This window comes from Asaia bogorensis (assembly GCF_900465345.1).
GTDB lineage: Bacteria > Pseudomonadota > Alphaproteobacteria > Acetobacterales > Acetobacteraceae > Asaia > Asaia bogorensis_A.
This window is the reverse complement of record NZ_UEGO01000004.1, coordinates 234,431-260,687: the sequence shown is the minus strand read 5'-3', so window position 1 is coordinate 260,687 and position 26,257 is coordinate 234,431. Positions and strand designations below refer to the sequence as shown.

20 protein-coding genes and 1 riboswitch are annotated in these 26,257 nt (G+C 61.7%); of the genes, 11 read left to right on the top strand and 9 right to left on the bottom strand.

Annotation, left to right across the window (positions count from 1 at the left end):
* Positions 1–23 precede the first annotated feature (23 nt).
* Positions 24–135, top strand: a riboswitch (SAM-I-IV-variant riboswitch).
* 58 nt (positions 136–193) lie between these two features.
* Together ED655_RS03250 and ED655_RS03245 are read left to right on the top strand one after the other, a co-directional pair.
* Positions 194–1,219, top strand: coding sequence for a threonine aldolase family protein (locus ED655_RS03250; RefSeq protein ID WP_277302601.1), 1,026 nt, complete (start codon positions 194–196; stop codon positions 1,217–1,219).
* The gene (locus ED655_RS03245; protein ID WP_240993465.1) at positions 1,216–1,854 is read left to right on the top strand and encodes a trimeric intracellular cation channel family protein; all 639 of its coding nucleotides are present in this window, start codon (positions 1,216–1,218) and stop codon (positions 1,852–1,854) included. The genes ED655_RS03250 and ED655_RS03245 overlap by 4 nt, the downstream gene beginning before the upstream one ends.
* Before the next feature lie 54 nt (positions 1,855–1,908).
* On the opposite strand, the gene ED655_RS03240 is transcribed toward ED655_RS03245, so the two are convergent.
* Positions 1,909–2,607 (bottom strand): hypothetical protein, encoded by a 699-nt coding sequence (locus ED655_RS03240; protein ID WP_122048945.1) that lies wholly within the window; start codon positions 2,605–2,607, stop codon positions 1,909–1,911.
* 265 nt (positions 2,608–2,872) lie between these two features.
* Between ED655_RS03240 and tsaE the strand changes: the two genes are divergently transcribed.
* From tsaE to addA, 3 genes are read left to right on the top strand one after another with little or no spacing between them, the layout of a single operon-like run.
* Positions 2,873–3,307, top strand: coding sequence for a tRNA (adenosine(37)-N6)-threonylcarbamoyltransferase complex ATPase subunit type 1 TsaE (gene tsaE, locus ED655_RS03235; protein WP_122048944.1), 435 nt, complete (start codon positions 2,873–2,875; stop codon positions 3,305–3,307).
* Complete coding sequence (gene addB / locus ED655_RS03230) at positions 3,304–6,285, top strand: double-strand break repair protein AddB (RefSeq protein ID WP_122048985.1); 2,982 nt, start codon at positions 3,304–3,306, stop codon at positions 6,283–6,285. Before tsaE ends, addB begins: the two co-directional genes overlap by 4 nt.
* The gene (gene addA, locus ED655_RS03225; protein WP_122048943.1) at positions 6,282–9,833 is read left to right on the top strand and encodes a double-strand break repair helicase AddA; all 3,552 of its coding nucleotides are present in this window, start codon (positions 6,282–6,284) and stop codon (positions 9,831–9,833) included. The genes addB and addA overlap by 4 nt, the downstream gene beginning before the upstream one ends.
* Positions 9,834–9,912: 79 nt before the next feature.
* Here the strand turns inward: addA and ED655_RS03220 are convergent, their stop codons facing one another.
* The gene (locus tag ED655_RS03220) at positions 9,913–10,200 is read right to left on the bottom strand and encodes a hypothetical protein (protein ID WP_122048942.1); all 288 of its coding nucleotides are present in this window, start codon (positions 10,198–10,200) and stop codon (positions 9,913–9,915) included.
* Positions 10,197–11,135, bottom strand: a complete 939-nt coding sequence (locus ED655_RS03215; RefSeq protein ID WP_162993366.1) for a VOC family protein — start codon at positions 11,133–11,135, stop codon at positions 10,197–10,199. Before ED655_RS03215 ends, ED655_RS03220 begins: the two co-directional genes overlap by 4 nt.
* 173 nt (positions 11,136–11,308) lie before the next feature.
* Here ED655_RS03215 and trxA point away from each other — a divergent pair, with 173 nt between their 5' ends.
* On the top strand, positions 11,309–11,635 hold the full coding sequence (gene trxA, locus ED655_RS03210) for a thioredoxin TrxA (protein WP_031240847.1): 327 nt from the start codon (positions 11,309–11,311) through the stop codon (positions 11,633–11,635).
* A gap of 96 nt (positions 11,636–11,731) precedes the next feature.
* On the opposite strand, the gene hpnK is transcribed toward trxA, so the two are convergent.
* From hpnK to ED655_RS03190, 4 genes are all read right to left on the bottom strand, one after another.
* Complete coding sequence (gene hpnK, locus ED655_RS03205) at positions 11,732–12,589, bottom strand: hopanoid biosynthesis-associated protein HpnK (protein WP_122048940.1); 858 nt, start codon at positions 12,587–12,589, stop codon at positions 11,732–11,734.
* A 23-nt stretch (positions 12,590–12,612) separates the two neighbouring features.
* On the bottom strand, positions 12,613–14,037 hold the full coding sequence (gene hpnJ, locus ED655_RS03200; protein ID WP_023978797.1) for a hopanoid biosynthesis associated radical SAM protein HpnJ: 1,425 nt from the start codon (positions 14,035–14,037) through the stop codon (positions 12,613–12,615).
* Between the two features lie 110 nt (positions 14,038–14,147).
* The gene (hpnI, locus tag ED655_RS03195; RefSeq protein WP_122048984.1) at positions 14,148–15,317 is read right to left on the bottom strand and encodes a bacteriohopanetetrol glucosamine biosynthesis glycosyltransferase HpnI; all 1,170 of its coding nucleotides are present in this window, start codon (positions 15,315–15,317) and stop codon (positions 14,148–14,150) included.
* A gap of 90 nt (positions 15,318–15,407) precedes the next feature.
* Positions 15,408–16,106, bottom strand: a complete 699-nt coding sequence (locus ED655_RS03190) for an ABC transporter substrate-binding protein (protein WP_240993464.1) — start codon at positions 16,104–16,106, stop codon at positions 15,408–15,410.
* 542 nt (positions 16,107–16,648) lie between these two features.
* Between ED655_RS03190 and hpnH the strand changes: the two genes are divergently transcribed.
* From hpnH to ED655_RS03170, 4 genes are all read left to right on the top strand, one after another.
* The gene (gene hpnH, locus ED655_RS03185) at positions 16,649–17,836 is read left to right on the top strand and encodes an adenosyl-hopene transferase HpnH (RefSeq protein WP_062163765.1); all 1,188 of its coding nucleotides are present in this window, start codon (positions 16,649–16,651) and stop codon (positions 17,834–17,836) included.
* 144 nt (positions 17,837–17,980) lie between these two features.
* Complete coding sequence (locus ED655_RS03180) at positions 17,981–19,273, top strand: hemolysin family protein (protein WP_122048938.1); 1,293 nt, start codon at positions 17,981–17,983, stop codon at positions 19,271–19,273.
* Positions 19,274–19,318: 45 nt separating this feature from the next.
* On the top strand, positions 19,319–20,620 hold the full coding sequence (locus tag ED655_RS03175) for a hypothetical protein (RefSeq protein WP_162993365.1): 1,302 nt from the start codon (positions 19,319–19,321) through the stop codon (positions 20,618–20,620).
* The gene (locus ED655_RS03170) at positions 20,617–21,240 is read left to right on the top strand and encodes an ATP-binding cassette domain-containing protein (RefSeq protein WP_162993364.1); all 624 of its coding nucleotides are present in this window, start codon (positions 20,617–20,619) and stop codon (positions 21,238–21,240) included. The genes ED655_RS03175 and ED655_RS03170 overlap by 4 nt, the downstream gene beginning before the upstream one ends.
* A gap of 103 nt (positions 21,241–21,343) precedes the next feature.
* On the opposite strand, the gene ED655_RS03165 is transcribed toward ED655_RS03170, so the two are convergent.
* Together ED655_RS03165 and ED655_RS03160 are read right to left on the bottom strand one after the other, a co-directional pair.
* Entirely contained in the window at positions 21,344–23,350 is a 2,007-nt protein-coding gene (locus ED655_RS03165; protein ID WP_122048935.1) for a transglycosylase SLT domain-containing protein, read from the bottom strand.
* Positions 23,351–23,528: 178 nt separating this feature from the next.
* On the bottom strand, positions 23,529–24,344 hold the full coding sequence (locus tag ED655_RS03160; protein ID WP_122048934.1) for a uracil-DNA glycosylase: 816 nt from the start codon (positions 24,342–24,344) through the stop codon (positions 23,529–23,531).
* 48 nt (positions 24,345–24,392) lie between these two features.
* Here ED655_RS03160 and ED655_RS03155 point away from each other — a divergent pair, with 48 nt between their 5' ends.
* Complete coding sequence (locus tag ED655_RS03155; protein ID WP_122048933.1) at positions 24,393–26,255, top strand: tetratricopeptide repeat protein; 1,863 nt, start codon at positions 24,393–24,395, stop codon at positions 26,253–26,255.
* The last annotated feature ends 2 nt before the right edge of the window (positions 26,256–26,257 follow it).

Below are 26,257 nucleotides of genomic sequence, written 5' to 3'. Positions count from 1 at the left end.
GCGCTGGGGCTTTGATACGAGAGACCCAGCATCAAGAGCCGGTATCGTTTCACCGGCGCCAACCTGCTCCCGGGCAAGGTGGTATCTCCGGGCAACCGGAGAGATGTGGCCGCTCCGGCAATCTCGGGACACGCCACACCCTCCTTGCCGCAAGCCCATACTGCTTTTTCAGAAGCGCAAGGATTTCCAGCCTGTGGCCCAGCAATTTGCCAGTGACAATTATGCCGGTATCTGCCCCGAAGTATGGGACATCATGCATCAGGCCAATAAAGGCTCCGTTCCGGCCTATGGCGATGATGAATGGACCAGCCGCGCCGCTGACAGCTTTCGTGCACTGTTCGAGACACGCTGCGAGGTGTTCTTTGCCTTTAACGGCACGGCGGCCAATTCACTCGCTCTGGCGGCGCTCTGCCAGTCCTATAACAGTGTGATCTGCTCGTCTTTCGCCCATGTTGAAACCGATGAGTGTGGAGCCCCCGAGTTCTTCTCCAATGGCTCCAAACTGCTGGTGGCGCGGACCGATCATGCCAAGCTTTTTCCCGAGGATATCCGGGCGCTGGCAACCTGTCGCAGCGATATTCATTACCCCAAGCCCAAGGTGGTGACGATCACCCAGCCAACCGAGACGGGCGAGGTCTATTCCCTGGCCGAGATACGCGCCATTTCAGAAACCTGCCGCGAGCTCGGGCTGCGTCTGCATATGGATGGTGCCCGCTTTGCCAATGCCTGTGCGGCGCTGGGCTGCACCCCCGCCGAGATGACATGGAAGGCGGGTGTGGATGTATTGTGTTTCGGGGGCACCAAGAACGGTATGGGGGTAGGCGAGGCTATTCTGTTTTTCGACTCGGCCCTTGCCGAAGGCTTTGACTATCGCTGCAAGCAGGCCGGGCAACTGGCCTCGAAAATGCGCTTCATTTCCGCGCCCTGGATCGGTCTGCTCGAAAGTGGGGCCTGGCTGCAAAATGGCGCGCATGGCAATAGCTGCGCCCGTGCCCTGGCCTCGCGTATCGAGGCGCTTCCGGGCTTGTCGCTCATGTTCCCCGTGCAGGCCAATGCGGTGTTTCTCAAGGCGCCGGAGGCTGTGCTGGAGGGGCTGCGCGAGCGGGGCTGGCGTTTTTACACCTTCATCGGCGGGGGCGCGCGTTTCATGTTTGCATGGGATGCCGACCCGGCCCGTGTGACGCAGCTTGCCGATGACATCGAGGCCCTTGCCGCGTGAGCCCAGCCACTCTTGCTTCCATCCATGCATTATCGGCCTCCACCCTGTCGGATCTCGATATGGCAGGGACAGCGGTTTTCGCGATCTCCGGTGCGCTTGTGGCAGCCAGGGCACGGCAGAACATCGTGACCTTTGCCTTCTTTGCGGCCATGACAGGGGTTGGTGGCGGGACGCTGCGTGACCTGCTGATTGGTGCTCCGGTGTTCTGGATGCATGCGACAGCACCTCTGGCCGTGTGTCTGGGTATCGCCTTGCTGGTCTGGTTCACGCCGCATCGTTACTGGCACGAACGGGCGATCGACTGGTTCGATGGGCTGGGGCTGGCATCCTATGCCGTTTACGGCGCAGCCAAGGCCATTGCCTACGGTATTCCCTGGCTGCCTGCCGCCATCATGGGCGTGGTGACAGCCTGTATGGGCGGCATCATACGCGATGTTCTGGCCGGACTGCCCTCCATCGTGATCCGCCCGGAATTATACGTCACCGCCGCCGCGCTGGCCGCCGGACTTTACGTTTGCCTGACCGGAATGGGTGTGCAGCCCATTCTCGCAGGCGCGGTCGCGGTCGTCCTAGGCTTCGCCCTGCGTGGATACGCCATTCTCTACAAGGTTGATCTGCCTGCTTACCGGCGGTGAGTTCTGCTATCGTTGCAGGATGCGGGGTGGCGCCCCGCTCCTTCCGATTGTGAGTTAAAGAATCTCCCGGATCAGGTCCCCGGCCCGCTGGAGGGCTTCGTTGCTGTTAAGGCCGCTCGGGGATGACAGATGAGGCACGACGGCAAAAGGAATCTCGCCAGCTTGCAGGTACACGGTCTTGTTGTGGCCATTGACAGTAAAGTCCCGCTTCTCCGGCGCAGCGGAAGCGCCCAGTACGACCCGACAGAAATCATCGAGATGCGTAATGCCCACGCCGATGAAAAGGCGCGGTTTGTGGGAGAGTATCTGCTGATGCATCAATGCAAAGCATGAGGCCCGCACGGCTGCAATATAGGCATTTTTGTCTGTATAGCCGCTACGAGCCTGAGCCTGTTCAGACCATGTTTCGAGGGAGTGGCACTCAACGGGGAAAAGATTGGTCTGGAAATAGGGAGCTGTCTTGCTTTCGAAGATTTTCTGCTTTTCCGCATAGGCCTGTGCGGACTCGACAGGTTGCCCCTCGATCGCTGAGATCAGTTTGAAGGCATTGCGGTTATAGGTCCAGTTTCGCCATTGCATGGCAACACTGTAATCCTCGATTTCCTCTGCTGAGCCACGTTGATCCGGAGATTCTCCGTATTCTATACCGCAAAGCCAAAGGGCACGTGCATCGGGGGAACCCGGATTACCCGGTCCACCAAAGGCGTGGTTCTGTACCAGTTCTGAAATCGCCTTATTCACAGTCTTGTTCATTGTCGCAGCCATTTCGGATGAGGGGATTATTGATTTTTATAGGGCAACTATTCTGTATACTTATCAAAATTTCATCATGAAAGTCACTCAGGTGCTGCGGGGTGGTCTTGCCGCGGTGAGGGCATGGGAGACGGATCCCCTCCGTGCCGTCTGCACCGATTAAGGTCAGGAAGGGGCGGGAGCGACAGCCGAGGCATTTTGGGGAGCGGCGCGTTCGTTCCGCTGGCCCCTACCCATCTTGTTACCCCGGCTCTACACTGTAAGTATGAGCCAAATCGACCTCCCCGATCAGCCCGCCACCGAAGCCCTTGCTGTCCGTCTGGCAGAGTTGTCGCGGCCGGGGGATGTGATTGCGCTGCATGGCGAGATGGGTATGGGCAAGAGCGTCTTTGCCCGAGCTTTCCTGCGTGCGCTGGCGGATGATCCTTCGCTTGAAGTGCCGAGCCCGACATTCTCTCTGGTGCAGATCTATGAATTGCCCAAGGCCATAGTGGCGCATTTCGACCTCTGGCGCCTGGACGGACCTGATGCCCTGTTCGAACTGGGCTGGGACGAGGTTCAGGAAGGAATCATGCTGGTGGAGTGGCCCGAGCGCGCGGGTGACGAGCTTCCTTCGCACGCCCTGCATCTGACCCTTTTGCCGGGGCCGGGGGATACAGAGAGGCGGGCGCAGGTCACGGGGTGGGACGACCGGCTGTGACACTGGCGACGATTCCACCCGACCGCTCCTTTCTCGACGATGTCGCGCGTCGCTGGCTGGCCGGACCGGCGCGGCAGGAGGCCGATAATGCGCTCATTCTCGTGCCGAGCCGACGCGCCGCCCGTAATCTCACCGAGGCGTTTTTGCGCTCTCTGGATGGCAAGGCGGCGCTGCTACCCCGCATCGTGCCGGTTGGTGATGTGAACGAGGAGGATCTGGCGCTTTCGGGAGCCGAGGCGTTTTCCTTCCCGCCTGCGGTGGACAAGCTGCGCCGCCTGTCGGTTCTGGCAGCGCTGGTGCTTCAGGCCAGGGGCGTATTCAGTGCTGACCTGACTCTCGAGCAGGCCTGGCCGCTGGCCTCTGCCCTTGCAGAGCTGATGGATGATGCCGAACGCGTTGGCGTCGATCTGCGCGAGCGTCTACCCGATGCCGCCGAGCCACGTTTTGCCGATCACTGGCATAAAACGCTGCAGTTTCTGCACATCGTCACCGAGGCCTGGCCGCAATGGCTGCAGGAAACCGGGTTGATGAACCCGGTCGCACGGCAGGTGGCGGTCCTGCAGGCGCAGGCGGCGCGCTGGCGCGATGCCCCGCCTCAGGGGCCGCTCTGGGCTGTCGGATTCACCGATGGCATGTTTGCCGTCTGTGCCATCCTGCGTGCAGTGCTCGATGCGCCCCAAGGCTGTGTCATTCTGCCCGGTGTGGATCTCGATCTGCCGGAAACGCTGTGGGACACATTGCCGGAGAGCCATCCGCAATCCGGATTCCGACGTCTGGTCAGCGATCTGGGTGTTTCCCGTGAAACCATCGCGCTCTGGGATGACCTCCCGCCCAATGCGGACAAGGCCGCCTCACAGGCCCTTCAAGCACGTGCGGCCCTGACCAGCCTGTTCATGCGCCCGATGGAAGGCCTTTCGGCCTGGGGAGAAAGTACGACCCCCCTGCCACTGGCCGGCATCACGCGTGTCGATGCCGATGACCAGCAGCAGGAGGCCGCCAGTCTCGCCATGATCCTGCGTCATGCGGTCGAGACTCCTGGTCGGACGGCTTCACTGGTAACGCCTGACCGCGCTCTGGCGCGTCGGGTGGCAACGGAACTGCTCCGTTACGGCATTGTGGCGGATGACAGCGCAGGCGAGGCGCTGGCGCTCGCGCCTGCTTCCATCCTGCTGCGCCTTGTGGCTGAAGCGGCTGTTGCCAATCTGGCCCCCGTTGCCCTGCTGGCGCTGCTGAAGCATCCGCTTGTCGCGCTGGGCAGCACACCGGGTAATTGTCGTGCCACGGCGCGTCGCCTCGAGCGATTGGTGCTGCGCGGTCCTGCGCCACCACCTGGCATGGCTGGATTGCGCCTTGCGCTGCAGAAGCAGGACCAGAGCGCGGCAGAAACGGCGGACAGCCCCGATCAGGCCGAGCCACTATCGGATTTTCTGGAACGGCTTTCGGAGGCGATGTCGCCGCTTCTGGAATGTGGGGATCTTCCCCTGCCGGATCTGCTCACCTTGCTCGTTCGTGCAGCAGAGGCGCTGGCCACGACACAGGATCAGCCGGGTGAAGAGCGCCTCTGGCTTGGGGCAGAGGGCCATGCCCTGTCGCGCCATGTCGCCAGCCTGATGACTCATGGTGCCGTTCTGCCGCCGCAGGGTCTGGCGGGCATGCCTGCCTTCCTGCTCGCCTCGATGGCGGGGCAGATGGTGTTTGGCCAGCGCGTGTTGCAGGGGCGCGATGGCGAAGCCCTTCACCCCCGTATCTCGATACTGGGTGTGCTTGAGGCCCGGTTGCAGTTTGCCAATCTTGTCATTCTGGGTGGGCTCAATGAGGGGATATGGCCGCCTGCCACCGATCCCGGCCCGTGGCTCAGCCGCCCGATGCGCACGCGCGCAGGCCTGCCTTCGCCAGAACGACTGGTGGGCACGGCTGCGCATGATTTCACTACAGCGTTTCTGTCGGGTGAGGAAATTGTCCTGTCGAGCGCATCGCGACGCGATGGGGCACCTGCCGTTCCGGCACGTTGGCTTGTGCGGCTCGATGCCCTGCTTGAAGGACGCGGGCAAAACCTGCCCAGCCATCCGGCCCTTTTCTGGCAGGCCCGTCTGGACCAGCCGCAAGGGGCAGCCCGTCCGGTGCCGCCGCCTGAACCGCGTCCGCCTGTGGCCCGCAGGCCGAGGCGGCTTTCGGTAACGGAAATCGATCTGTGGCTGCGTGACCCTTATGCGATCTATGCCCGTCATGTCCTGGGCCTGAGAGCCCTGCCTGCTCTGGAAGAGGCAGCGGATCGCTCGGATATCGGTGTGGTGGTGCATGACGGCATCGATGCCTGGCTGGCCGCAGGGCAAAACGGGGGCAGGGCGCTTCATGCAGCGTTGCTCAAGGCGATGGAGGGGCGAGACCTTCGGCCAGCTCTTGCAGCCTGGTGGCGCCCGCGCCTGATACGTATTGCCGATTGGGTCTGCGAGCGTGAGGCCGGGCGAGAGAAACCGGCCCGGATCAGTACGGAGCAGAAAGGCACCCTGACCCTGACGCCGCCCTATGCACCCTTCAAACTCAATGCACGCGCTGACCGGATCGAGATCGGATCGGACGGGCGCGCGACCATCATCGATTACAAGACAGGCAGCCTGCCAAAGGTGAGCGATGTGGAAGCCGGGTGGAGCTCGCAACTTGTGCTGGAAGCCGCCATGCTGCGCCTTGGTGGTTTTGCCGGCCTGCCGCCCGCGGAGACAGCCTCTTTGCTTTACTGGCGATTGACCGGCGATCGGAATCGCGGTGAGGAACTTTCGGTACCGCGCAAACCGGAGGATCTGGCCGATCTGGTCGAGACATCCCTCGACAGGTTGCGCCGACGCATCGAGGCTTTCGATAACCCGGCAACAGCGTATCGCTCACACCCGCACCCCGATTATGTGCCGCGCTACAGCGATTACGCCCATCTGGCGCGTGTGTCGGAATGGAGTGCGGCGCGTGAGGAGGGCGGAGAATGAGCCAGATCCCGGCAAGTAACGCCCCGGCGCACAATGCTCCACCAGGCAATGCCCAGATTATTGCATCGGCCAATGACATCCAGCGTCTGGCGTCCGACCCGCTGGCTTCGGTTTTTGTCTCGGCCTCAGCAGGCAGTGGCAAGACGAAGCTTCTGATCGACCGCCTGTTGCGGCTCATGCTGCCTGTTCTGGTGGCCGACCCGCAAACAGGCTCCCCCGTGCTCCTGCCCGGCTGCGACCCTGCCCGCATCCAGTGTCTGACCTTCACGCGGGCGGCAGCCGCCGAAATGGCCAATCGCCTGCAGTCCCGCCTCGGGCGCTGGGTGTCGCTACCCGATGCGGCACTCGATGGTGAATTGCACGCGTTGAGCGTACCCGTTTCCCCCGAGACGCGTCAGGCGGCACGCGCGCTTTTCGTGCGGGTGCTTGATCTGCCCGGCGGCATGAAGATCGGCACGATCCACGCTTTCTGTCAGTCATTGCTGCGTCGTTTCCCGCTGGAAGCTGCAATCAACCCGCATTTCACCCTGATGGAAGAGACGGATTCCGGTCTTGCTCTGGCCAATGCCATCGAGCAGACGCTCTCACGGGCCGCCCGCGACCCCATCATGGAACAAAGGCTCTCCCTGCTGGCCGGGCAGGTCGGGCTTGAAGACTATCTCGATCGCATCAGGGCGCTTCAGGGACGTGCGGCGCGGCTGCGTCAGAGTTTTGCCCGATGGCAGATCGAGCCGGGGCGCATCGAGCGGGCCTATCGGCGCGCTTTCGATGCCGGTGAGGAAAGTCTTGACGAGCTTCTGGCCCAGCGCACGGCCTTACCTGACGAGGCGACGCTGCGGCGTTGCGCCCAGGAGGCGCTCCCCCTTGGTACACCGCCCATGCAGGCCATGCTGGGCCGGATGCTGGATGCCCTGTCCCGCACACCGCAGGAACGGGATGCAGAGGACTGGTATGCAGTTTTCGTCACCGGTACCGGCACACCCCGCGCTGCCAGGGGCTTCGTGCCCGCTGCCATCAACCGGGATCGCCCCCATATCATGGAGGCGTTTACCCGCGAGGCCGAGCGACAGATTGCGCTGGGGCGCAGCATTGCTGTCCAGCGTCTGATCGCGCTCAATCTGGCCCTCTTTGCGCTGGCGGCCCCCACGCTCGAACGCTACGCACAGGACAAGACGCTCCGTGGGCTGGTCGATTATGACGATCTGATTGCCAGCACCCGCGATCTGCTGCGCGACCCGGGCGCATCATGGGTGCTCTACAAGCTCGATGGCGGACTTGACCACCTGCTGCTGGACGAAGTGCAGGATACGTCTGCCGCGCAATGGGAAATTGCCACAGCCCTGATCGAGGAATTCTTCGTGGGTGAAAGCGCCCGCGACATGGAAGGGCGGCCCCGAACGGTTTTTGCCGTGGGTGACTTCAAGCAGTCCATCTATGCCTTCCAGGGGGCCGATCCACAGGGATTGTTCCGTGCGCGAGACCGCTTTCGTGACATGGTCATCGGTGCCGCGCAGGAATGGCGTACGCCCGAAATCGGGGTCTCATTTCGCTCGGTTGCCCCGGTTCTCGATCTGGTCGATGCCGTCTTTACCAACCCACTCGCCGCAGACGGACTGCGCGAGCCGGGGCGCGATACCCTGCCGCCCCATCGCTCTGCCCGCCCCGGTCAGGGGGGGCGCGTCGAGCTGTGGCCGCTCGTGCCAAAGGATGAGAAGGACGGCATCGACGACCCCTGGGCCGCGCCGACAGGCAATGCGGGGCAAAGCCGCGCACCCCAGAAGCTGGCCGACCATCTTGCCCAGTGGATTGCCGCCCAGATTGGCAAACCGCCCCAGCCCGGTCAGACGCCGCTGCGGGCCGGTGAGGTGCTGGTTCTGGTGCCACGTCGCTCATCCTTCCTGCGTGCCCTGATCCGTGCCCTCAAGGGACAGGGGGTGGAGGTTGCGACACTTGTCGGGGTCGGGCTGACGGACTCGCTGGCGGTGCAGGATATGATGGCGCTCTGTCATGCCCTGCTTCTGCCTCAGGACAATCTCACCCTGGCTGCCGTGCTGACCTCCCCATTCGGGGGTGTCAGTGACCATTCGCTGATGGATCTGGCGATGGAGCGAGGTGAAATACCGCTCTGGACAGCCCTGCGGGAGCGCCATCGTGAGCGTCCGGAATGGCAGAGCGCCTGGGAGCGTCTGTCAGCGCTACAGACCCGAATCGATTTTGCCACGCCCTATCAGATTCTCGCCGATGCGCTGGGCCGTCATGAGGGCCGCGCAAGGGCTCTCGCCCGTCTCGGTCCTGAAGCCGCCGAACCGCTTGATGATCTGCTTTCCGCCGCCTTGCGCTTTGAGGCGCTGCACGCCCCGTCCATGCAGGGCTTTCTGCACTGGTTGGCGTCAAGCAGCCTGACCGTCAAGCGTGAAGCGGAGGCCGAGATCGATGCCGTGCGCATCATGACGGTGCATGGCTCCAAGGGGTTGCAGGCCCGTCTGGTGGTGCTGCCCGATATGACCGGTGATGTGCAGGGTGAGAAAAAGCTGCTCTGGACACATCAGAACGGGCTTGATCTGCCAGTCTGGATGCCCGGCAAGGAACTGGCGTCTGATCTGGGTGACAGGCTCAAGGCCGAGGAGAAGGCCGCAGCCCAGGCTGAGCGTAACCGTCTGCTTTATGTGGCGCTGACACGCGCCAGTGACTGGCTGGTGGTGTGCGGTTGGGAGCCAAGGAAGAAGCCTGCTGAAACGTCATGGTATGCATTATGTGAGGCCGGATTCCAGTCGCTCGCTGCCGTTCCCGCACCGTTTGAGGGCGGTTGGGAGGGGGAGACCCTGATTATCGAAGCAGCACCTGCTGAACAGGCCCGCACGGCCAAAGCAGTCTCACCGGTCGTGCCGGACGCCATGCCGGCCATCTTCGGTCAGGCACCGGAATGGCATGCTTTGGCTGCCCCCCAGGAATCACCTCTGACACGCCCCCTGGCTCCGAGCCGCCCCGATAATGCGCAGTATGGCGCCGCGCCGCCCGCCCTTTCGCCCCTCAGGCTGGTGTCCGGGCGTGAAAACAGGCGGGCCCGTGCGATCGATCGCGGCACACTGGTTCATCGCCTGCTGCAGTGGTTGCCTGACAGGCCGGAAGCGGAGTGGCGGGATCTGGCCCATGCCTGGCTCTCTCATCCGTCGCATGATCTGTTGCCTGACGATGTGACACGTCTTGTCGGGCAGGTGCTGGCCATACTCACCGACAAGGCGCTGGCACCGCTTTTCGGCCCGGGCAGTCTTTCGGAGCAGCCGGTTACCGGCGTGGCTTTCGGTCAGGTGGTGCTGGGGCAGGTGGATCGCCTGTGCGTGAGCGACAGTCAGATCATGCTGTGCGATTACAAGACGGGGCAGAACCCGCCTCGGCCTGGTCAGGCCATACCCGCCGCCTATCGACGGCAGATGGAAGCCTATGGCGCGGTGCTGAAGCAGATCTACCCCGATCATGAACTCGTCATGGCGCTGGTATGGACCGAAGGCCCGACCATCAGCTTCATTCCCCCACATGCCTCATCATGAGGGGGCCGTCCGTGCTGAGGGGGCGGGGGCTTGGGCAGCCTGATCCGCAGCACGGAAGGGTGATGGATTTCAGACCCGGTTAATGACGACGCCAGTCATTACGGTGGTTGTCCCGACGATCCCGATTGTTGTCGTGACGGTTGTCGTGACGGTTGTCGCGACGGTCGTAATTGCGGCGATAGCCGGGTCCGCCCCAGCCACGGCCAGTGTAGTGCGGGCCGACCGAGTAGCCACTGTTCCAGCCATGACGGTTCCAGCCGCCCGGATAGCCGTAATAATCACCACCATAATAATCATCGTAGCCGCAGCCGCTCAGGCCGAGGGTGCAGAGGGCCAGAAGAGCAAAACAGGCAGAGCGTTTCTTCATTGGGGAGCCCCCATTTCGAGCATGTCCTTCTGGGCCTCGATGACGCCGAACACAGCGCCAGAGGGATCGGCGAGTACGGCAACAATGGCGCCATCCCGATCGACATGAGGCGGTACGATGACCTGACCTCCAAGCGCAGTCGCCCGGTTGGCGGCATCCGCCGTGTCCTGAACCTGGACAAACTGTACCCACCGGGCACGGTCCTTCTGCGTCATACCATCGGGCAGGGTATTGAGGCTCGCGCGTTCCTTGTCCTGCGAGGCGATGATGTAATGGCTTCCGTTATCGGCTTCAGGTGCTGCCATGACCTTGTAATTGAACAGAAGCTGGTAATATCCCGCCTCCTGTCCGGGGTTCGGGGCCAGCAACGTGGCCCAGGACCAGCTGTTGAGCGCAGGGCTTCCGGGCTGGTCGGCGGGATCGCCCGCCAGGGCGCTGAGTGCTGCGTAAATGCCATGCTGCGGGTCGGAAACGATCACCGTCTGGCCAAGACCATCAATCTGGCGCGGCCCGAATAGCACCTTGCCTCCCTGCTGCCGCGTCACACGCGCCACTGTCGCAGTATCGGAGGTCGAGATGAAAGGCATCCAGAATGGGGTATCGCGGTCAGGATGGCGCAGGGCGTGGGCCACCATCGTACCTATGGGCTGAGTACCTGACAGGATCTCGACCCGCGGCGTCCTGCCATCGCCGACGGCACGGAAGCTCCAGCCAAAAAGCCGGGAGTAAAACACCTGCGCCTTGGTCAGATCAGGGGTCACCAGCATGGAGAAAACGATCTTGCCAGGCAGGATCCGGTGGGTCGCCGGGGCGCTGAGCGGGGCGAAGGGCTGGGTTGGTGCTGGCTGCGCCATGGCGGACGGGATAGCGGCAAGCACGCTGGTGCTGCAGAGCATCCCCACCCAGAGCTTTTGAAAAGCAGATTGTTTGGCCAAGAGGAAATCTCCAGTAACGTTATGACGTTATTGGATAAAACGTCTGCCGAAGGTTTGTGTTTCTCCAAATGCTGCGTCTGAGCCTTCACTAGCTCTTGAAGGCTGCGGCCGAACTGCTGATATGTCCCATTCAGGTGGGCCTGTAATGGCTCGCAGCTGTAATGGAGAACAAGATGAGCGAGAACACCGTTGCTGTCAGCGACAGCGGGTTTGACAAGGACGTGCTGCAGGCCGAAGGCCCCGTGCTGGTCGATTTCTGGGCAGAATGGTGCGGCCCCTGCAAGATGATCGCCCCTGCGCTCGACGAGATCGGTGGTGAGTACAAGGGCCGTCTGACGGTTGCCAAGATCAATATCGACGAGAACCCCGAGGCTCCGACGCGCTTTGGCGTTCGCAGCATCCCGACGCTCATGGTCTTCAAGAATGGTGAAGTTGTCGCCCAGAAGACCGGCGCCCTGCCCAAGAGCGCCCTGAAGGCCTGGGTGGATTCCGCCCTCTGAAACGTTCCGCCCTTTCCGGGGAGCTGGATCGGCTTTACGGAAGGGGCGGTCGGTAAGGCGGGCACCGCAGCCCGCTCTGGCGCAGACGCGACCGGCTCAGGCCGCGTTCAGCGTTTGTCCCGACCAGTCACTCAGCCTGATATTGGCTGAGTGCACAGCCTGGCGAAGCTCCGGGCTCACAAGCGCATCGAACTCGCCGCTCTGGTCGTAATCCGGCATGAGGCGGTGCAACAGTTCATTCTGGCTCAGGGCCGGATGAAAATAGAGTTCCGACAGTCCCTCGGGCAGATGGGGGATCAGCCCCGCCACGCGCCCGGCGCGCATCTGCCCGCTCCAGGCCAGTCCGAAGCAATGATCGTTGGTGGTCATTCCGGCGCGGGCAATCTGATGGCGCAGGACATTGCACCAGCGTCGCAGGGCCGCAGCACCAAGTGAATCGAAATGTGTTTCTGCCGCTGCCAGTGGCGCGGGAGGCTCGCAGGGTGTCCGGACATGGCGCAGGCCGTAATGCTGCCCGGCCTCGATCAGAAGCCGTCCCACGGTGGGATGCAGATGCATGTGCTTGTGGGCATTGGCATGATCGAGGGTGAGCCCTGACGCCAGAAAAGCCCGAAACTGCGCCTCGATCTCGCGGGAGAGCGCCCGGCGCGCGGCAGGGCGGAAGAAATAGGAGACGCCAAGGCCGAACTGGCTCGTGCCGAAACGGTCATCAGGGGTGGCGATGGCCGGTATGGTGGCACCGGGCAGGGCGGTATCGCCCTCGATCACCACCAGATGCAGCCCGACCCGCAGATTGGGCAGGCGCCTGGCCCGGCGCACGGCATCCATGCTGGCCGGGCCGCAAACCATGAGGCTGGCCGTCGAGAGCAACCCGTCACGATGGGCAATCTCGATGGCCTCGTTGACCTCTTCACTCAGGCCGAAATCATCGGCCGAGATAATCAGACGACGCATGGGAGTAAACGACGCCTGAGTGATCAGGCGGCGTTGCGGCCCTTGAGGAACTGGAAGAACTCCACGCCTTCACGGAGGCGACGCTTCATCATCTGCGGGCTGCGGACCATCTCGTTGACGATCGAGGCGATCTTCGGCGCGCGGAAGTAGAACTTGCGGTAGAATTCCTCAACCGAGTTGAAGATCTCGGTGTGCGACAGATGCGGGTAATGCAGCGGGGCAATCTGCACGCCATTCTCGTCGATCAGCTCGGCCTCCGCTTCGTTGAACCAGCCATTCTCGGTGGCCTGCTTGTGCAGTGCGGTGCCGGGATAGGGGGCTGCCAGCGAAACCTGCAGCGTGTGCGGGTTGATCTCGCGGGCAAACTGGATGGTTTCCTGAATGGTCTCCTTCGTCTCGCCAGGCAGGCCGACGATAAAGGTGCCGTGGATCTTGATGCCCAGCTTGTGGCAGTTCTTGGTGAACTCGCGCGCCACTTCAACGCGCATACCCTTCTTGATGTTGTGAAGGATCTGCTGGTTGCCGCTTTCATAACCGACCAGAAGCAGGCGAAGCCCGTTTTCCTTCATGATCTTGAGCGTTTCATAGGGCACGTTCGCCTTGGCGTTGCACGACCAGGTGACGCCAAGCTTACCCATTTCGCGCGCAATGGCCTCTGCACGGGGCAGGTCATCGGTGAAGGTGTCATCATCGAACATGAACTCCTTCACCTGCGGGAAATACTGCTTGGCAAGGCGGATTTCGGCCGCCACGTGCTCAGGGCTGCGCGTGCGGTAGCGATGGCCGCCCACCGTCTGCGGCCACAGGCAGAAGGTGCAGCGTGATTTGCAGCCACGGCCCGTATAGATCGAGATGTACGGGTGCATCAGATACCCGATGAAGTAGTCCTCGATCTTCAGGTCGCGCTTGTAGACTTCCGTCACGAAGGGGAGGGAGTCCATGTCCTCGATCATGGCGCGGTCACGATTGGCGATGATCTCGCCATCCTTGTTGCGCCAGGTGATGCCGTCCACATCCTTCAGGTCGCGGCCCTCGGCAATTTCCTTGATCGTGAAGTCGAACTCGTTGCGCGCCACGAAATCGATCGGGCTACCCTTGGCCATCGACTCGTCCGGCTGCACGGCAACCTTGGCACCGACCATGCCGATCATCAGCTTGGGGTTGGCATCTTTCAGCATCTGCGCCACGCGGACGTCGGAAGCGAAAGACGGGGTTGAAGTGTGCATCACCACCAGGTCGCGGTTCATCACGTCCTTGAGGATCGGCTCCATGCCCATACCGGCCGGGGGGGCGTCGATCAGGCGCGAGCCTTCGACCATGGCAGCAGGCTGGGCCAGCCAGGTCGGGAACCAGAAGGAACGGATTTCGCGCTTGGCCTGATAGCGCGACCCGGCGCCGCCATCGAAACCATCAAAGGAGGGGGGCTGAAGGAACAGCGTGCGCATCATGATGAAGGCTTCCTCGGTAATAACGGTCGGGTCGTAAGATCCCGTGGGAGTGAAAAAATCAGAATTGCCTGACGAATGCCCCTGCATATGGGGCCGATACAGCAAAAAGTCTAATCGCCGGGCTCGACCGGTTGAACGGGTGGGGTCACGGGAACAGTGCGGCGTATGTGAAGCGTCTGACCGCGCCATTCCACCTTCTGCCCTCTTGCGCTGCCCACCATGATGCCAGCGGAGAGCCATTCACGCAGGGGAAAGAGGGCATAAACAGCCGGGCTTGATTGCCCCACCAGCCGGTCGATGAAAAAAGCCGTGGCGCTGCGGATTACCCAGACGGCCAGAAAAAACATTTCTGCCCACACCGTGGCCTGGAAACAGGCCAGCGTGACGCTTGCCCAGAACAGGGGAAGCTGTATGGCGGATAATCCATAGCCAACGGGCTCGACATTCTTGACCGTACGGCCCCAGCGCAATTCATGATCGATCATGTCGCGTGCAGAGGCTTCGGCCACCGTCGTCCATGTCAGGCATGGAGCAAGCGCGATTTTCAGACCGTGAGCGCGGACAAGCTGGCCGAGAACGGCATCGTCAGCCACATGGTCTGCCAGTGCTTGCAGACCGCCAATGCGATCAAGCGTCGCCCGGGTAAAGGCCATGGTGGCGCCCAGGCAATCCTGTCGTCCCAGAAGGCGCGACATCATGACGCCCGGCATGAAATTGTGGTTGATCTGACTGGCGGCAAATTGACGCACTACGCTGCGTGTTGCGGCCAGACCGGCATAGAGTGTGGTGACCAGCCCGATCTCCGGTGCCGAAAGGGTCTGAACGACATCGCGCAGATAACTGCGCTGAACGTGGATGTCTGAATCCGACACAACCAGAATATCGTGTCTGGCCGAGGGATACATGTTGATCAGATTGGCAACCTTGCGGTTGGCCCCATGCGTGGTGCCATCAATCACAAGGTCCAGATCAAGCTCGGGGTAATCCCGTTGCAGGCGACGCACGATGGCAATCGCAGGGTCATCATGGCGCTGAACGCCAAAGACGATCTGGTACGAGGCGTAATCCTGTTCGCAAAAGCTGCGTAGCGCTTCCTCAAGCAGAGGCTCATCCCCGTGGAGGGGCTTGAGCACCGTCACTGGTGCCTGTGCACTTGAGTCAACGGGCGTTTGCTGAAGGATCTTGCGTTCGTTGCGACGAAAGGCCGATAGCAGCCCGGCGCCGATAACGGATTGGGTGCAGCCCGCCAGGGCAAGGCAGGCTGAGGCATGGCCCAGCATGCCGAGAGCACCGGCCCAGTTCAGGACATGGGTCACGCGACACCTCTGCCCCTGACGGGGCTTTTCATCTCGGGTGACCGGCAGCGCATCTCAGTTGTTCATGAACTTTGCGGTTTTGCGGTTCAAAAGAGTCACCAGGGCATCGGCACCGCCACGGGCGAGAGTCGAGCTGAAATCGGCACGCTGGGCTGCAACCTGGCTGATGTGGCCATTCAGCAGGATATCGACAATGCGATAACCACCGCCCGAAGGCATCATGACGTAGTTGATGGCTGTGGCCGTATCGGAGCCGTCACCAATGGTGGTGTTGACAAGGGTGCTGCCGCCGCTGGGTGCGGGACGCGTGGTCGGGCTGACCGTGAACTTGGTGCTGCCTCCCTTTTTGAAGCTCGACACATAGCGCGCGATGGTGAACTGACGAAAAGCGGCAAGAAGCTTCGTCTGCTCATCGGCCGAGAGGGTGGTGTAGCGCATGCCGATCGAGTTGTGCAGGACAGTCGACAGGTCGAAAACCCTGTCGATGACGGGGGCCATGATCTGGGCGCGCGCCTCATTGGTGCCGCTGGATGGCGCCTGGATCTGGTCGAGGGCCGCATACAGGTCATTGATTGGTGCAATCGCGGCAGATGAGGGGGCAGTCGTCTGGGCAAGAACGGGCGTGATCAGCGCAGCAGAGGCGACCGGTGCCGAGAGTAGGGCCAGCACACCGAGGGCAGCGTAACGGGACGCAGTTCCTGTGCGGCGGCTGCCTGAAGTGGCTTTGGTCATTGTGCTGGAAAGCTGTGTCATGCTGCGTCCTCAAAATCTTTCCCGTGCGACGGGCCCGTTCGGCGGGATCGACATATATCTGGATCCGTAGTCGGAAAACTGGGATGGCTCATATCAATTACAAGTCATCAGAAGCCTGACCACACGGGCATATGTCCGACATAATGTCGAAAAGTGCAATCTTGCCACTCTTCTCCAGTAACGACGGGAGGGAATGAGCGCATCGTTTGGTGTTGCGCAACCTGTTTCAGCTTAAAATTTGGTTAGCCACGACACTATGATGTCGCCAAAATGACACATCCCGTGCAATGAAACGTCGCAGATGTTGAGATGAGACCGCGGGACGGTGTATAGCCCACGTTTTACCGTCCCGTTCGTCTCGTTTCAGGTCTTGTATCGGGTCTGGCACGCCTGTCATTAATCCCGTGTCTTTTTTCTCGGATCCACAAGAACCGGCGGGTCTCAACGCCAACGGGTCTCAACGTATGACGTCTGAGTGACTGGATCGTGGCGCTTTTTCGCGCTGCCAGAGCCCGTCACCTGGTGTAGGAGCATAGAGTTACATGGCCGTTCCATTGATGCAGGCCGTCCGTGTCGGGCGCTATGTGGTCAAGCAGCATCTTCTGGGTCGCAAGCGTTATCCGCTCGTTCTGATGCTCGAACCCCTGTTTCGCTGTAACCTTGCCTGCGCGGGCTGCGGCAAGATCGATTATCCGGCCCAGATCCTGAACCAGCGCCTCAGCCTGCAGGAGTGTCTGGATGCCGACGCCGAAGCCGACGCCCCCGTCATCGCCATCGCCGGCGGTGAGCCTCTCCTGCACAAGGAGATGCCCGAGATCGTCAAGGGTCTGACGGCGCGCAAGAAATACGTCTATCTCTGCACGAACGGCCTTCTGCTCGAGAAGAAGCTCGATGATTACGAGCCGAACCCGTTCTTCTCGTGGGATATCCATCTCGATGGCGACAAGGCGATGCACGACTCGTCCGTCTGCCAGGAAGGCGTGTATGAGCGCGCGGTCGCAGCCATTCGCAAGGCGAAGGAGCGCGGTTTCCGCGTTTCGATCAACTGCACGCTGTTTGACGGTGCTCAGCCCGAGCGCGTGGCACGGTTCTTCGATGAGGTCATGGCGCTTGGCGTCGATGGCGTCATGACGGCACCGGGCTACGCCTATGAGCGTGCACCCGATCAGGAGCACTTCCTGAACCGTCAGAAGACCAAGCAGCTCTTCCGCGACATCTTCCGTCTGGGCAAGGGCAAGAAGTGGCGCTTCACGCAGTCGCCGCTCTTCCTGAACTTCCTGGCTGGCAACGAGAACTATCACTGCACGCCCTGGGGCAAGCCGCTTCGCACCGTGTTCGGCTGGCAGCGTCCCTGCTACCTGCTGGGTGAAGGCTATGCCAAGACGTTCAAGGAACTGATGGACGATACGGCCTGGGAGCAGTACGGCACCGGCGCTTATGAAAAATGCGCCGATTGCATGGTTCATTCAGGCTACGAATCCACAGCCGTCATGGATGCAGTCAAGCGCCCCTGGCACATCGCGAAGGTTGCGCTGTTCGGCCCTGAGACCGAAAAGCCGATGGTCCCCGAGATCTCGCTCGAGAATCAGCGCCCGGCGGAATACAAGTACGAGGCTCAGGTGGCCGAACAGGTCACCCTGCTCGAATCCCGCAAGCCGGCCCGTGGCCCGCGTGTGCGCGTCCACAAGGCCGAGGAAAAGCCGGTCGAGGTTGCCGACGCTGCTGACTGAAGGGCGTTGCGTCCGGACCATTCTCTACAGGGCAGCGCAACCATGCCCTGCATACTGGTCAAGACAGGCATGAGCGCCTTATCCTGAAAGGGCGGACATACGTTATGTATGTCCGCCTTTTCTTTTTTCTGAACGAAGGGCCCCATGCTCACCCCCATTCTGGTCATCTGTCTTCTCATTGCCCTGAACAGCATTTTCGCCATGGGCGAAATGGCGCTGATCTCGGCCAAGCGGCCGCGGCTTGCGGCGCTGGTCAAGCGTGGGGTGCGTGGCGCAGAGCGGGCGTTGCGTCTGGCTGATGAACCCCATGCCTTTCTGCCCACTGTGCAGATCGGCATGACGCTCGTCTCGATTCTCGAAGGGGCCTTCGGCGGCAGCCAGATCGAAGAGGATCTGGCCCTGCTGATACGACGCAGCGACATGCTGCGGCCCTTCGCCAATGAGTTGTCGATCGGCATTGTAGTGATGGCCATCACCTTCGCCATGCTGGTGTTCGGCGAACTTGTGCCCAAGCAGCTTGCATTGCAGCAGCCCGAGAAGATGGCGGCACGACTCTCCTTCATCCTCTCGACTCTTCTCACGATCTCACGCCCGATTGTGGCCCTGCTGAGCGGCACATCGAATCTCGTACTGCGCGTATTCGGAGTGGGTGGCCTAACCCGCGCCGCTATTACCGAGGAAGAACTGCGCGCCATTCTGGCAGAAGGTGCCCAGGCCGGAGTGCTGGAGACCGAAGAGCGCATCATGATCGAGCGCCTGCTTCGTCTGGCTGATCGCCCTGTGCGCGCCATCATGACCCCGCGTAACGAGTTGTTCTGGGTCGACCGGCATGCAAGCCGCGATGCACTGATCGTGAAGCTACGCCAGTCCACCTACACACGTATTCTCGTCTGCGAGGGCGATGTGGATCATCCTGTGGGTGTGGTGCTGGCGAAGGACCTGATGGATCGTCTGCTTCAGGGTCTGCCGATTTCCATTGAGGCGGCTTTGCGCCAGCCCATCGTTGTGCCCGATAGCCTGACGGCACAAGACATGATCGAGCGGATGCGCGGCGAGCGTCTCGGTATTGCTTTCGTGCTGGATGAATACGGCTCATTCGAGGGCATCGTCACACCGTCTGATATCTTCGAGGCGATCGTGGGCGATGAAAGCGCCGAGAAGAACAAGACCGAGCGCGAGAATCCGCAGCAGCGTGATGAATATGTGCTTGATGGCTTCATGCCTGCCGATGAGGTGCGCTCGGTGCTGGATCTGCCCGATCTGCCGGCTGCGGGCAGCTATCATACGCTGGCCGGGGCCATTCTCGCCCTGCTGCGTCGTGTTCCTGCCAAGGGTGACAAGGTGGTTTTTGCAGGCTGGCTGTTCGAGGTGGTCGAAATGGAGCAGCGCCGCGTGACCAAGGTGCGGGCAAGCCGTCAGGTTCTGGCTGAAAACTGAGGCTGAGTGCAGCGCTCTGGCCTCTGGATGGCGTGAGGGAAGAATTTGACGACGGAGCACGCGACACCGCCTTCTTCCCATCCGGCGAAATCTCTTCCGACGCGCATGGCTGTTGCCCCTTATAGCCTTTCTGCCTTCTTCCGCCTGAGGCTGTGTTACCTGCTGCATGCGGGCAAGGCGCGTCTCATGCAGCGCTGGCTCGTTCTGCTTGTCATTGTTTTCCTTTCCCCGGCCCTGCCAATCGTCGCCCTTTTGTTGCGGGCGGCGCATTTCATGGTTTTCCTGTTCGCCACGCCGGGCGTTTTTCCGAAGGCAATCGGCCTGCATCTCGGGGCACTGGTTTTTGCGCAGATCGGCGCCCTGCTTTGGGTGGAGGGGCTGCGGCCGATCCTGCGTGGCGGATCCTTGCGCGGCTATCTGGACAGCCTGCCCATCACACTAAGCGAGCGTCTGGCGATTGCCGCAGGGCTTGCCTCCCTGCTCGATCTTCCCCTGCTGCTGCCTCTACCGGTCGGCCTTGTGCTGATCGGTCTGAAGGCCCCGATGGTTGTTCTACTCTATATAATGAGAGGCCTTGTTTTTACGGGGCTGACCATCCTCCTGCAGGCCGCTCGTATCGAAGCTGCGCCAGTTCTGGTGCTCTTCGTCCTGATGGCCGACGCGGCACTTGCGATGGTGAGCAGTATGGAGGCGTCTGGCGTCGCCCTGTCGATGCTCGCCTTGCCAGCTCTCATTGCCGGGGCGGGTCTGCTCGTGAGTGCGCGTCTGGGGGACTGGAACAGCACAGGGCATAAGGCACGTCGGGTTTCATTGTTTTCCCTCAAAGGGCTGAGCCACCTGAATCCGATCCTGCGTCTCCAGATACGGTGTTGTATCGAGCGCGGCAACACGACGCCCGGTGTCATGCTGATCGTCTGGGTCCTGCCGGTTGCTGTATGGGCGCTTCTGCATGGCTTTGATTACGATTCCCGCTCCATACCCGTTGAGATCGTGGCCATGGGGCTCATCGCGCAAGGTAGTCTGGTGCCTTTCGCTGCGCTTGCCGAAGCGCATGAGCGGGCCTTGGCATTCTGTCTGGCCTTGCCTCTGCCGCGGTTCTTCTGGGTCAGGAGCGATATTGGTCTCGTAGTGGGTCTGTTTATGATCCCGGGGCTGCTCTGTCTGCTGCCTCTCGCCCTGCATGGGCTGATCTCGCTGCTGGGCGCGTTCCTCGTGCTCGCCTCATATCTGTTACTGGTTTCGGCGCTGAGAGCGACCATCCCGATCGATCCACGCTGGCGGCCCATGCCTGCGCTCGCCCTTTCTGCGCTATGGATTTCAGTCATCCTCTTCGAGGCTTCTGCATGACCGACAGACTGCTCTGCACCGACCTTGAGATGGCCTATAAGGGTCGGCCCGTATTCTCTTCGGTGACCTTCGCACTGGGTGTGGGTCTGCATGGGCTCTGGGGTGGCAACGGTACGGGGAAATCAACCCTGCTTCGTGGTCTGTCCGGGGTCGCAAAACCGCAGAAGGGCCGTGTGATGATCGCTGGCCATGACCTCACACGTCAGTCCGTCGCGGCAAAATCATGCCTTGCCTATGTCCCGGACGAAGGAGCGGTCTATCCGTTCATGACCGGGCGTGACCTCATGGCCCTGTGCGCTTGGGCACGTAAGGCGCCCGATGTCTCGCCTGATCTGATCGAGGGGTTCGGCCTCACGCCGCATCTCGACAAGCGCTACGACGCGCTGTCGCTCGGAACGCGGCGCAAGATGCTCATCGCCTCGGCTTTTATAGGCACACCGCAGCTATTGCTGATGGATGAGCCAGGCAACGGGCTCGATGCAGCCTCACGCGATTATCTGATGGCCCTGCTGGCAGAAACAGCGCAGTCGGCCTGTATCCTGCTCTCGTCCCATGACAGCCTCTTTCTCGAGACGCTTGGGGCGCGGATCATCAGAATGGAAACGCTGGGAAAAGACTGAGGGCGACACCGTGCTTCAGCATCGCCCTCGTCATGATCTGCTTACCTGCCTGAGGCAGGCATAATGTCGTAGAGGTCAGGAGACGCCTGACGACCCTAGACCTTCAGTGATAGGTCACTGGCCGTGCGCTGGCGATTTCCTGTTCCTCGGCGAAGGCCGGCCACTGGGCGTGGGCCAGAGCATGGAGCGACGGCGCAGGCAAGCCGAGCTTGTCGGCATAGATCCAAAGATAGGTAAAAGCGTGATGGACGTAGTCACGCGTCTCGCCGTTGGGGAGAAGCTCCATGAAAAGAAGCGGATCATGGGCCAGCTCTGCCTCGTGGGGCGTGCCGCTTTCCCAGCGCGCGATCGCACCCGGCCCGGCATTGTAGGAGGCAAGGGTGTGGATCAGATCGCCGCCCTTGGGTGCTGTATCGGAACGCTCCGAAAGGCCGGCCAGATACTGAACGTAAAGCTGGCCGATTTCGAGATTGACTGCCGGGTTGTGCAGGCGACCGACCATATCGGCCGGGACGTTGATAATTGCGACGCCGTGGGAGTCGAGAGCGGGTTTGGGGCCGCTCACAAAGCTCGCCGTCAGGGGGCGGATCTGCATCAGGCCATGTGCGCCGGCACTCGATGACGCCTTCGGATCGAAATTCGATTCCAGACGCGTCAGGGCATAGACGAGCGCCGGGTCCATCTTGAAACCGTGACGTGGCGAAAGCTGCGGGGTGGGGAACCCGGCCAGATGGGCCGGACGCCCGTCGCGTGAGCCAAGGATGGTGGCAATCTGCTCTGACAGGTCATGCAGTCCGGCCGCAGCGGCAACCAGCTGCACGGAATGACACAGTGCGGTATCGGAAACGATGTCGGGCCACATACGGCGCAGCAGGGCTTCCGCACGGGCTGTTTCGCCAATCTGAAGCAGGGCGAACAAGCGCGGTCCCTGCGGTGTGGCAGCTACGGCATCGATATCGATTTCGCCCATTACCGGGATCGGATTCTGGAGCGCGGTCTCATCTGACTGAAGCGCCGTGGCATTTCCTGCCGTGGCGTCCTCTGTGCTGGCAGCGATCTTGCCAGCATGATGCAGCCCAAGGGATTGTCTCGCCAGGATGCCATAGAATGTGCCGGGTTCAGCCGCCGCGCGCTGCAACCACGACGTTGCCAGAGTGGCAGGGCCCGGCAGATGACGATGCACGCGAGCCGCCCAGTAGGCGCTGGCAGCGCGAATGTCGTTATTGGTCGTCCTGGCGCGTGAGGCCTGCTCGAAAAGCTGGGCCGCATCGCTCAGTTCGCCCTGACGCCAGGCCGCAAGGCCAGCCACATAACCGGCATAGCCAAGCTGGCTTTCGCTCTGGGCAAACCCTTTCCGGGCCGTCTGCAGGGCAAAGCCGGTTTCACCGGCACTCAACATGCCCAGAGCGACTTCCGCCTTGAGCTGCGCCGCATAGAGCGGCGTCATGCCCGGGGTGGAGTCAATGAGTTTGACGGCGCTCTGACCACCCTTGAGCCCCCAGGAAACACGCTCGCTCACGGTACGGTCCAGCAGGGGATTACGGTTGAGAAGGTGAGAGAGCGGGTCTGTCGTCCCCGTCGTTGCGTTTGACGCGGTATCCGAAGGGGCGAGAGACGTTGGGAAATTCTGCAGGGTTACGCTGCCCTTGGGGCTGAGTGAGACCAGCAGGCTCTGTATGGCACCTGCATCGGCAAGGCTCGAAAAGGTCTTGAGCCACAGGCGAAGTTGTACCGGCTGTGGGTGATAGGCTGGGTTGAGATAGCGCTCTGCCAGAAGGTCACCCATCAGGATGCCATCATGGGCAGCACGGGAACGGGCAATGGCGGTCTCGAAATCACCGGCACGCTGGGCGCGGAACGCCTCTTTCAGCAGCGCGGCATCTGACGCGGTAAGGGGATGGGGAAGACCATTCGAACCCCCAGGCGTGTAGGATCGCGGCGTAGCAAACGCCGTTTCCTCACTCTGGGCATTGTCATGATCGGCAGGGTTAAGCGTCGGTTTGCTTTCCTGGGCACGAAGCGGGTTGAACGTCGCTCCCGCCACAAGCATCGCGCACAGCATGAAAGCACGGGCGCTATTACTCGACGCGAAATAAGAAATTCCTCGCATGGTGGGGATGCTCGTAGCCCCTCTTGCGCCTCGAAGCAAGAGTGGCCAAAAGGTCACACCAAAGGAGTTCGCTATTCTAAGATCGTTTGCTGAATTCTACCAGAGGGATAGAGGCCAAAAACCGCGTTTTTCCGGGCAAAAATCAATTTTTTTTATTAAGGCTTTGCAACCGTCCGTGTCAGCCCGCAGCGTCGAGGCTTTCTGCCATGAAAACAAGGTCTTTCCACATCTCCCGGCGGGCACGGGCACTCGCAATCATCTGCTGGGGGTGCTGCAGAACGAGCGCCTGAACGTCATGCCCACTGTCGAGTCGCAAGGTAATCCACGCGCCTCGTGAGCGTGCCACGCTCGCCTGTTCATCAACGAGAATGCGCAGAGGGGTCGGTCCAAGGAGAATCAGTCGCTCCGGCCGAGCACGAGCAATGACCGCATTGAGCAGGGCACGACATTCCCGGCCTTCAATGGTCGAGACAGCACGCCCGCCCGGCGGACGCCAGGGAAGGGCAGGTGCTTGCGAAAGCGTACGGCGTTCAAGCCCGATGCTGGGCAGGATCATGTCGAGCAGTTTGCCTGTCTCTCCGGCAAACACATCGCCCGACCGGTCTTCATCAGCATCGGGCGCATCGCCAATGATCATCAGTTTTGCGTCGGGCACGATATGGGGCCGGACACTGGTTGAGGCGGTGCGTGACAGGGCGCACTCCGGAAAGGCCTCCACGCCCCACAGGCGCGCCGTTTCAGGATCGACCGGTGCGGCGCGTGCTGTGATCGCCGTCGCAGCACTGCCTTGTGCACCGCCATGCGCACGGTCACCCGCGCGGCTATTACCCCCAGCGGCGGTGCGTCCTGACGGTCGTGCTGTGAGCGAGGCGGGACGATCGAGCCTTTGGGGCGGGGTCTCATCCAGAAGGCAATCCACCCCCCACTCCCGGTAGAGCTCCAGCAAGGCAAGAATTTCGGACTGGTCCTGACCGGACAGGGAAAGGGGCATCATATCTTATCAGTTTGGTGTCTGCTCGCGTTCAGTCTAGATTGCCGGACGATGCAAACCAAGCACTCTCCGCTCCGGCGCGTTCTTCTCGCCAGTCTGACAGCCTTGCCCCTCGCGATGGTGCCGGGTGCTGCCCCTCATGCGGCTGAGGCAGTCCCGTCGGCACGTGACCATCAGGCCGGAGCCTTTCAGCTGCGGGAGGCCGCCGCCCCGGCCTGGTCGCTCACAGGTAGCCTGCTGGGTAGTATCGTATCGGTTCAGCGCAATAATATTCCCGATGCGGCCCAGGCATTGTTCGGTGCCGTGATGCACGGCTATCGCGAGCCGGATTTCATGCTCATGGCCCTGCGCTACAACGCCATGGATGCGGGGGATGAAGCTGCCGGTCACGCTCTGACGCTGGCGCGCCTTCTGCCAAAGGAGAGCCTTTCACGCATCGTGATGGGGAGCGCAGCCTTCCGCGACAGGCAGTGGAAAGACGCGGCAGCCTATTTTTCTCTGCACAGCAAGGCCTCACAGGGTTTCCTGCGTTTGGCTGGACAGGGATTGCTGGACTGGTGCCAGTATGGGGCCTCCCCCACGCAGGATGATGCCAATCGTCTCGCACAACCCATGGCCTCGCTTGACCCGGTGGCCTATCTCGCCTTGCTGCAAGAGGCGCGTATCGCCTCGCTGCGCAACCAGGCCCGCACCGATGGGCTGTTTGCTCGTCTGGATGCCAGCGCCGGATCCATGCCCCCCCTTTTGCGGGTGCAGACGATGCAGTTCGAGGCGGATTGGCTAGCCTTCAGGCACCACCGTGACGCTGCGCTTAAAAGACTGCAGCAGGTTGGTGGGGTACTGCCTGCGTTCCAGCTTGTGGCTGACCGGCTGCGCCCGCAGGAACTCGGCACCGGATTTGACCCCTCCCAGGGCCTGGCAGAGTTCTATGTTGGTATCACCACCCTTCTGGGTGACACCAACAGCCGTGACCGCAATGAGGAGGGGGCTGCGAGCCCCGCCGATCAGGGCGATCAGAATGATGACAAGCTGAAGGATATCCGGCAACTCAAGATCCTGCTCCTGCGTCAGGCCTTGCTGCTCCGGCCGGATCTGACCCTGGCGAAGATTCTTCTGGCCGAGGAACTTCGCAACGATGGTCAGGCCGACCTGGCCCAGACAGCACTCGACCATGTGGCAGATGATGATCCGCTGGCCCCTCTGTCAGATCACGCACAGGCCCAGATCGCCCTCAAACGGCATGACCTGAAAGCAGCCTTGCGGGCGCTTGAGCGTGTGGCCAGGGCCAATCCCGATAACCCCGATATCCTCAACGAACTAGGTGCCACGCAGGACCAGCTTGGTGCGTATCAGGCTGCGGTGGATACCTATACGCGGGCGCTCAATCATGTCAGCGTCATGGAGGCGCGGGTCTGGCCGTTGCTGCTTGGGCGCGCGATGGCGTGGGATCATATGGGCAGGCGCGACAAGGCGCAGGCCGATCTCGACCGGGCGCTTGCGCTTGCACCTTCGGAGCCAATGCTCCTCAATTATGCGGGTTACTCCGATGTGCTTCATGGCGAGCGACCGGAGCAGGCGCTCAGGCTGCTTCGTCACGCCATGGACCTCGCGCCGGATGACGCGGAGATACGTGACAGCTATGCCTGGGCGCTTCTCAAGCAGAATGGTGATCTGGCGCAGGCGCTTCCTCTTCTGCTTTCCGCCGTCAATGCCGCGCCGGGCGACCCCGAGATCGCGTATCATCTGGGCGTGGCCTACTGGTATCAGGGGCGCCAGCTCGAAGCGCGCGACCAGTGGAGCCAGGCGCTCAACAACAAGCCCGAGCCGGAAACAAAGGCCCTGATCGAGGCTGCGCTCGCCAATGGGCCTGATCTGCCTGTTTTGCGTGGTCGGCCCATTCCCCCGTCACGATGAGA

What these genes read in the sequence shown, in the direction of transcription:
- ED655_RS03240 (WP_122048945.1), bottom strand. Translation starts at nt 2,607, where the DNA reads ATGAACAAGACTGTGAATAAGGCGATTTCAGAACTGGTACAGAACCAC.
- tsaE (WP_122048944.1), top strand. Translation starts at nt 2,873, where the DNA reads ATGAGCCAAATCGACCTCCCCGATCAGCCCGCCACCGAAGCCCTTGCT.
- addA (WP_122048943.1), top strand. Translation starts at nt 6,282, where the DNA reads ATGAGCCAGATCCCGGCAAGTAACGCCCCGGCGCACAATGCTCCACCA.
- ED655_RS03220 (WP_122048942.1), bottom strand. Translation starts at nt 10,200, where the DNA reads ATGAAGAAACGCTCTGCCTGTTTTGCTCTTCTGGCCCTCTGCACCCTC.
- trxA (WP_031240847.1), top strand. Translation starts at nt 11,309, where the DNA reads ATGAGCGAGAACACCGTTGCTGTCAGCGACAGCGGGTTTGACAAGGAC.
- hpnK (WP_122048940.1), bottom strand. Translation starts at nt 12,589, where the DNA reads ATGCGTCGTCTGATTATCTCGGCCGATGATTTCGGCCTGAGTGAAGAG.
- hpnJ (WP_023978797.1), bottom strand. Translation starts at nt 14,037, where the DNA reads ATGATGCGCACGCTGTTCCTTCAGCCCCCCTCCTTTGATGGTTTCGAT.
- hpnI (WP_122048984.1), bottom strand. Translation starts at nt 15,317, where the DNA reads ATGCTGGGCCATGCCTCAGCCTGCCTTGCCCTGGCGGGCTGCACCCAA.
- ED655_RS03190 (WP_240993464.1), bottom strand. Translation starts at nt 16,106, where the DNA reads ATGACACAGCTTTCCAGCACAATGACCAAAGCCACTTCAGGCAGCCGC.
- hpnH (WP_062163765.1), top strand. Translation starts at nt 16,649, where the DNA reads ATGGCCGTTCCATTGATGCAGGCCGTCCGTGTCGGGCGCTATGTGGTC.
- ED655_RS03180 (WP_122048938.1), top strand. Translation starts at nt 17,981, where the DNA reads ATGCTCACCCCCATTCTGGTCATCTGTCTTCTCATTGCCCTGAACAGC.
- ED655_RS03170 (WP_162993364.1), top strand. Translation starts at nt 20,617, where the DNA reads ATGACCGACAGACTGCTCTGCACCGACCTTGAGATGGCCTATAAGGGT.
- ED655_RS03165 (WP_122048935.1), bottom strand. Translation starts at nt 23,350, where the DNA reads ATGCGAGGAATTTCTTATTTCGCGTCGAGTAATAGCGCCCGTGCTTTC.
- ED655_RS03160 (WP_122048934.1), bottom strand. Translation starts at nt 24,344, where the DNA reads ATGATGCCCCTTTCCCTGTCCGGTCAGGACCAGTCCGAAATTCTTGCC.
- ED655_RS03155 (WP_122048933.1), top strand. Translation starts at nt 24,393, where the DNA reads ATGCAAACCAAGCACTCTCCGCTCCGGCGCGTTCTTCTCGCCAGTCTG.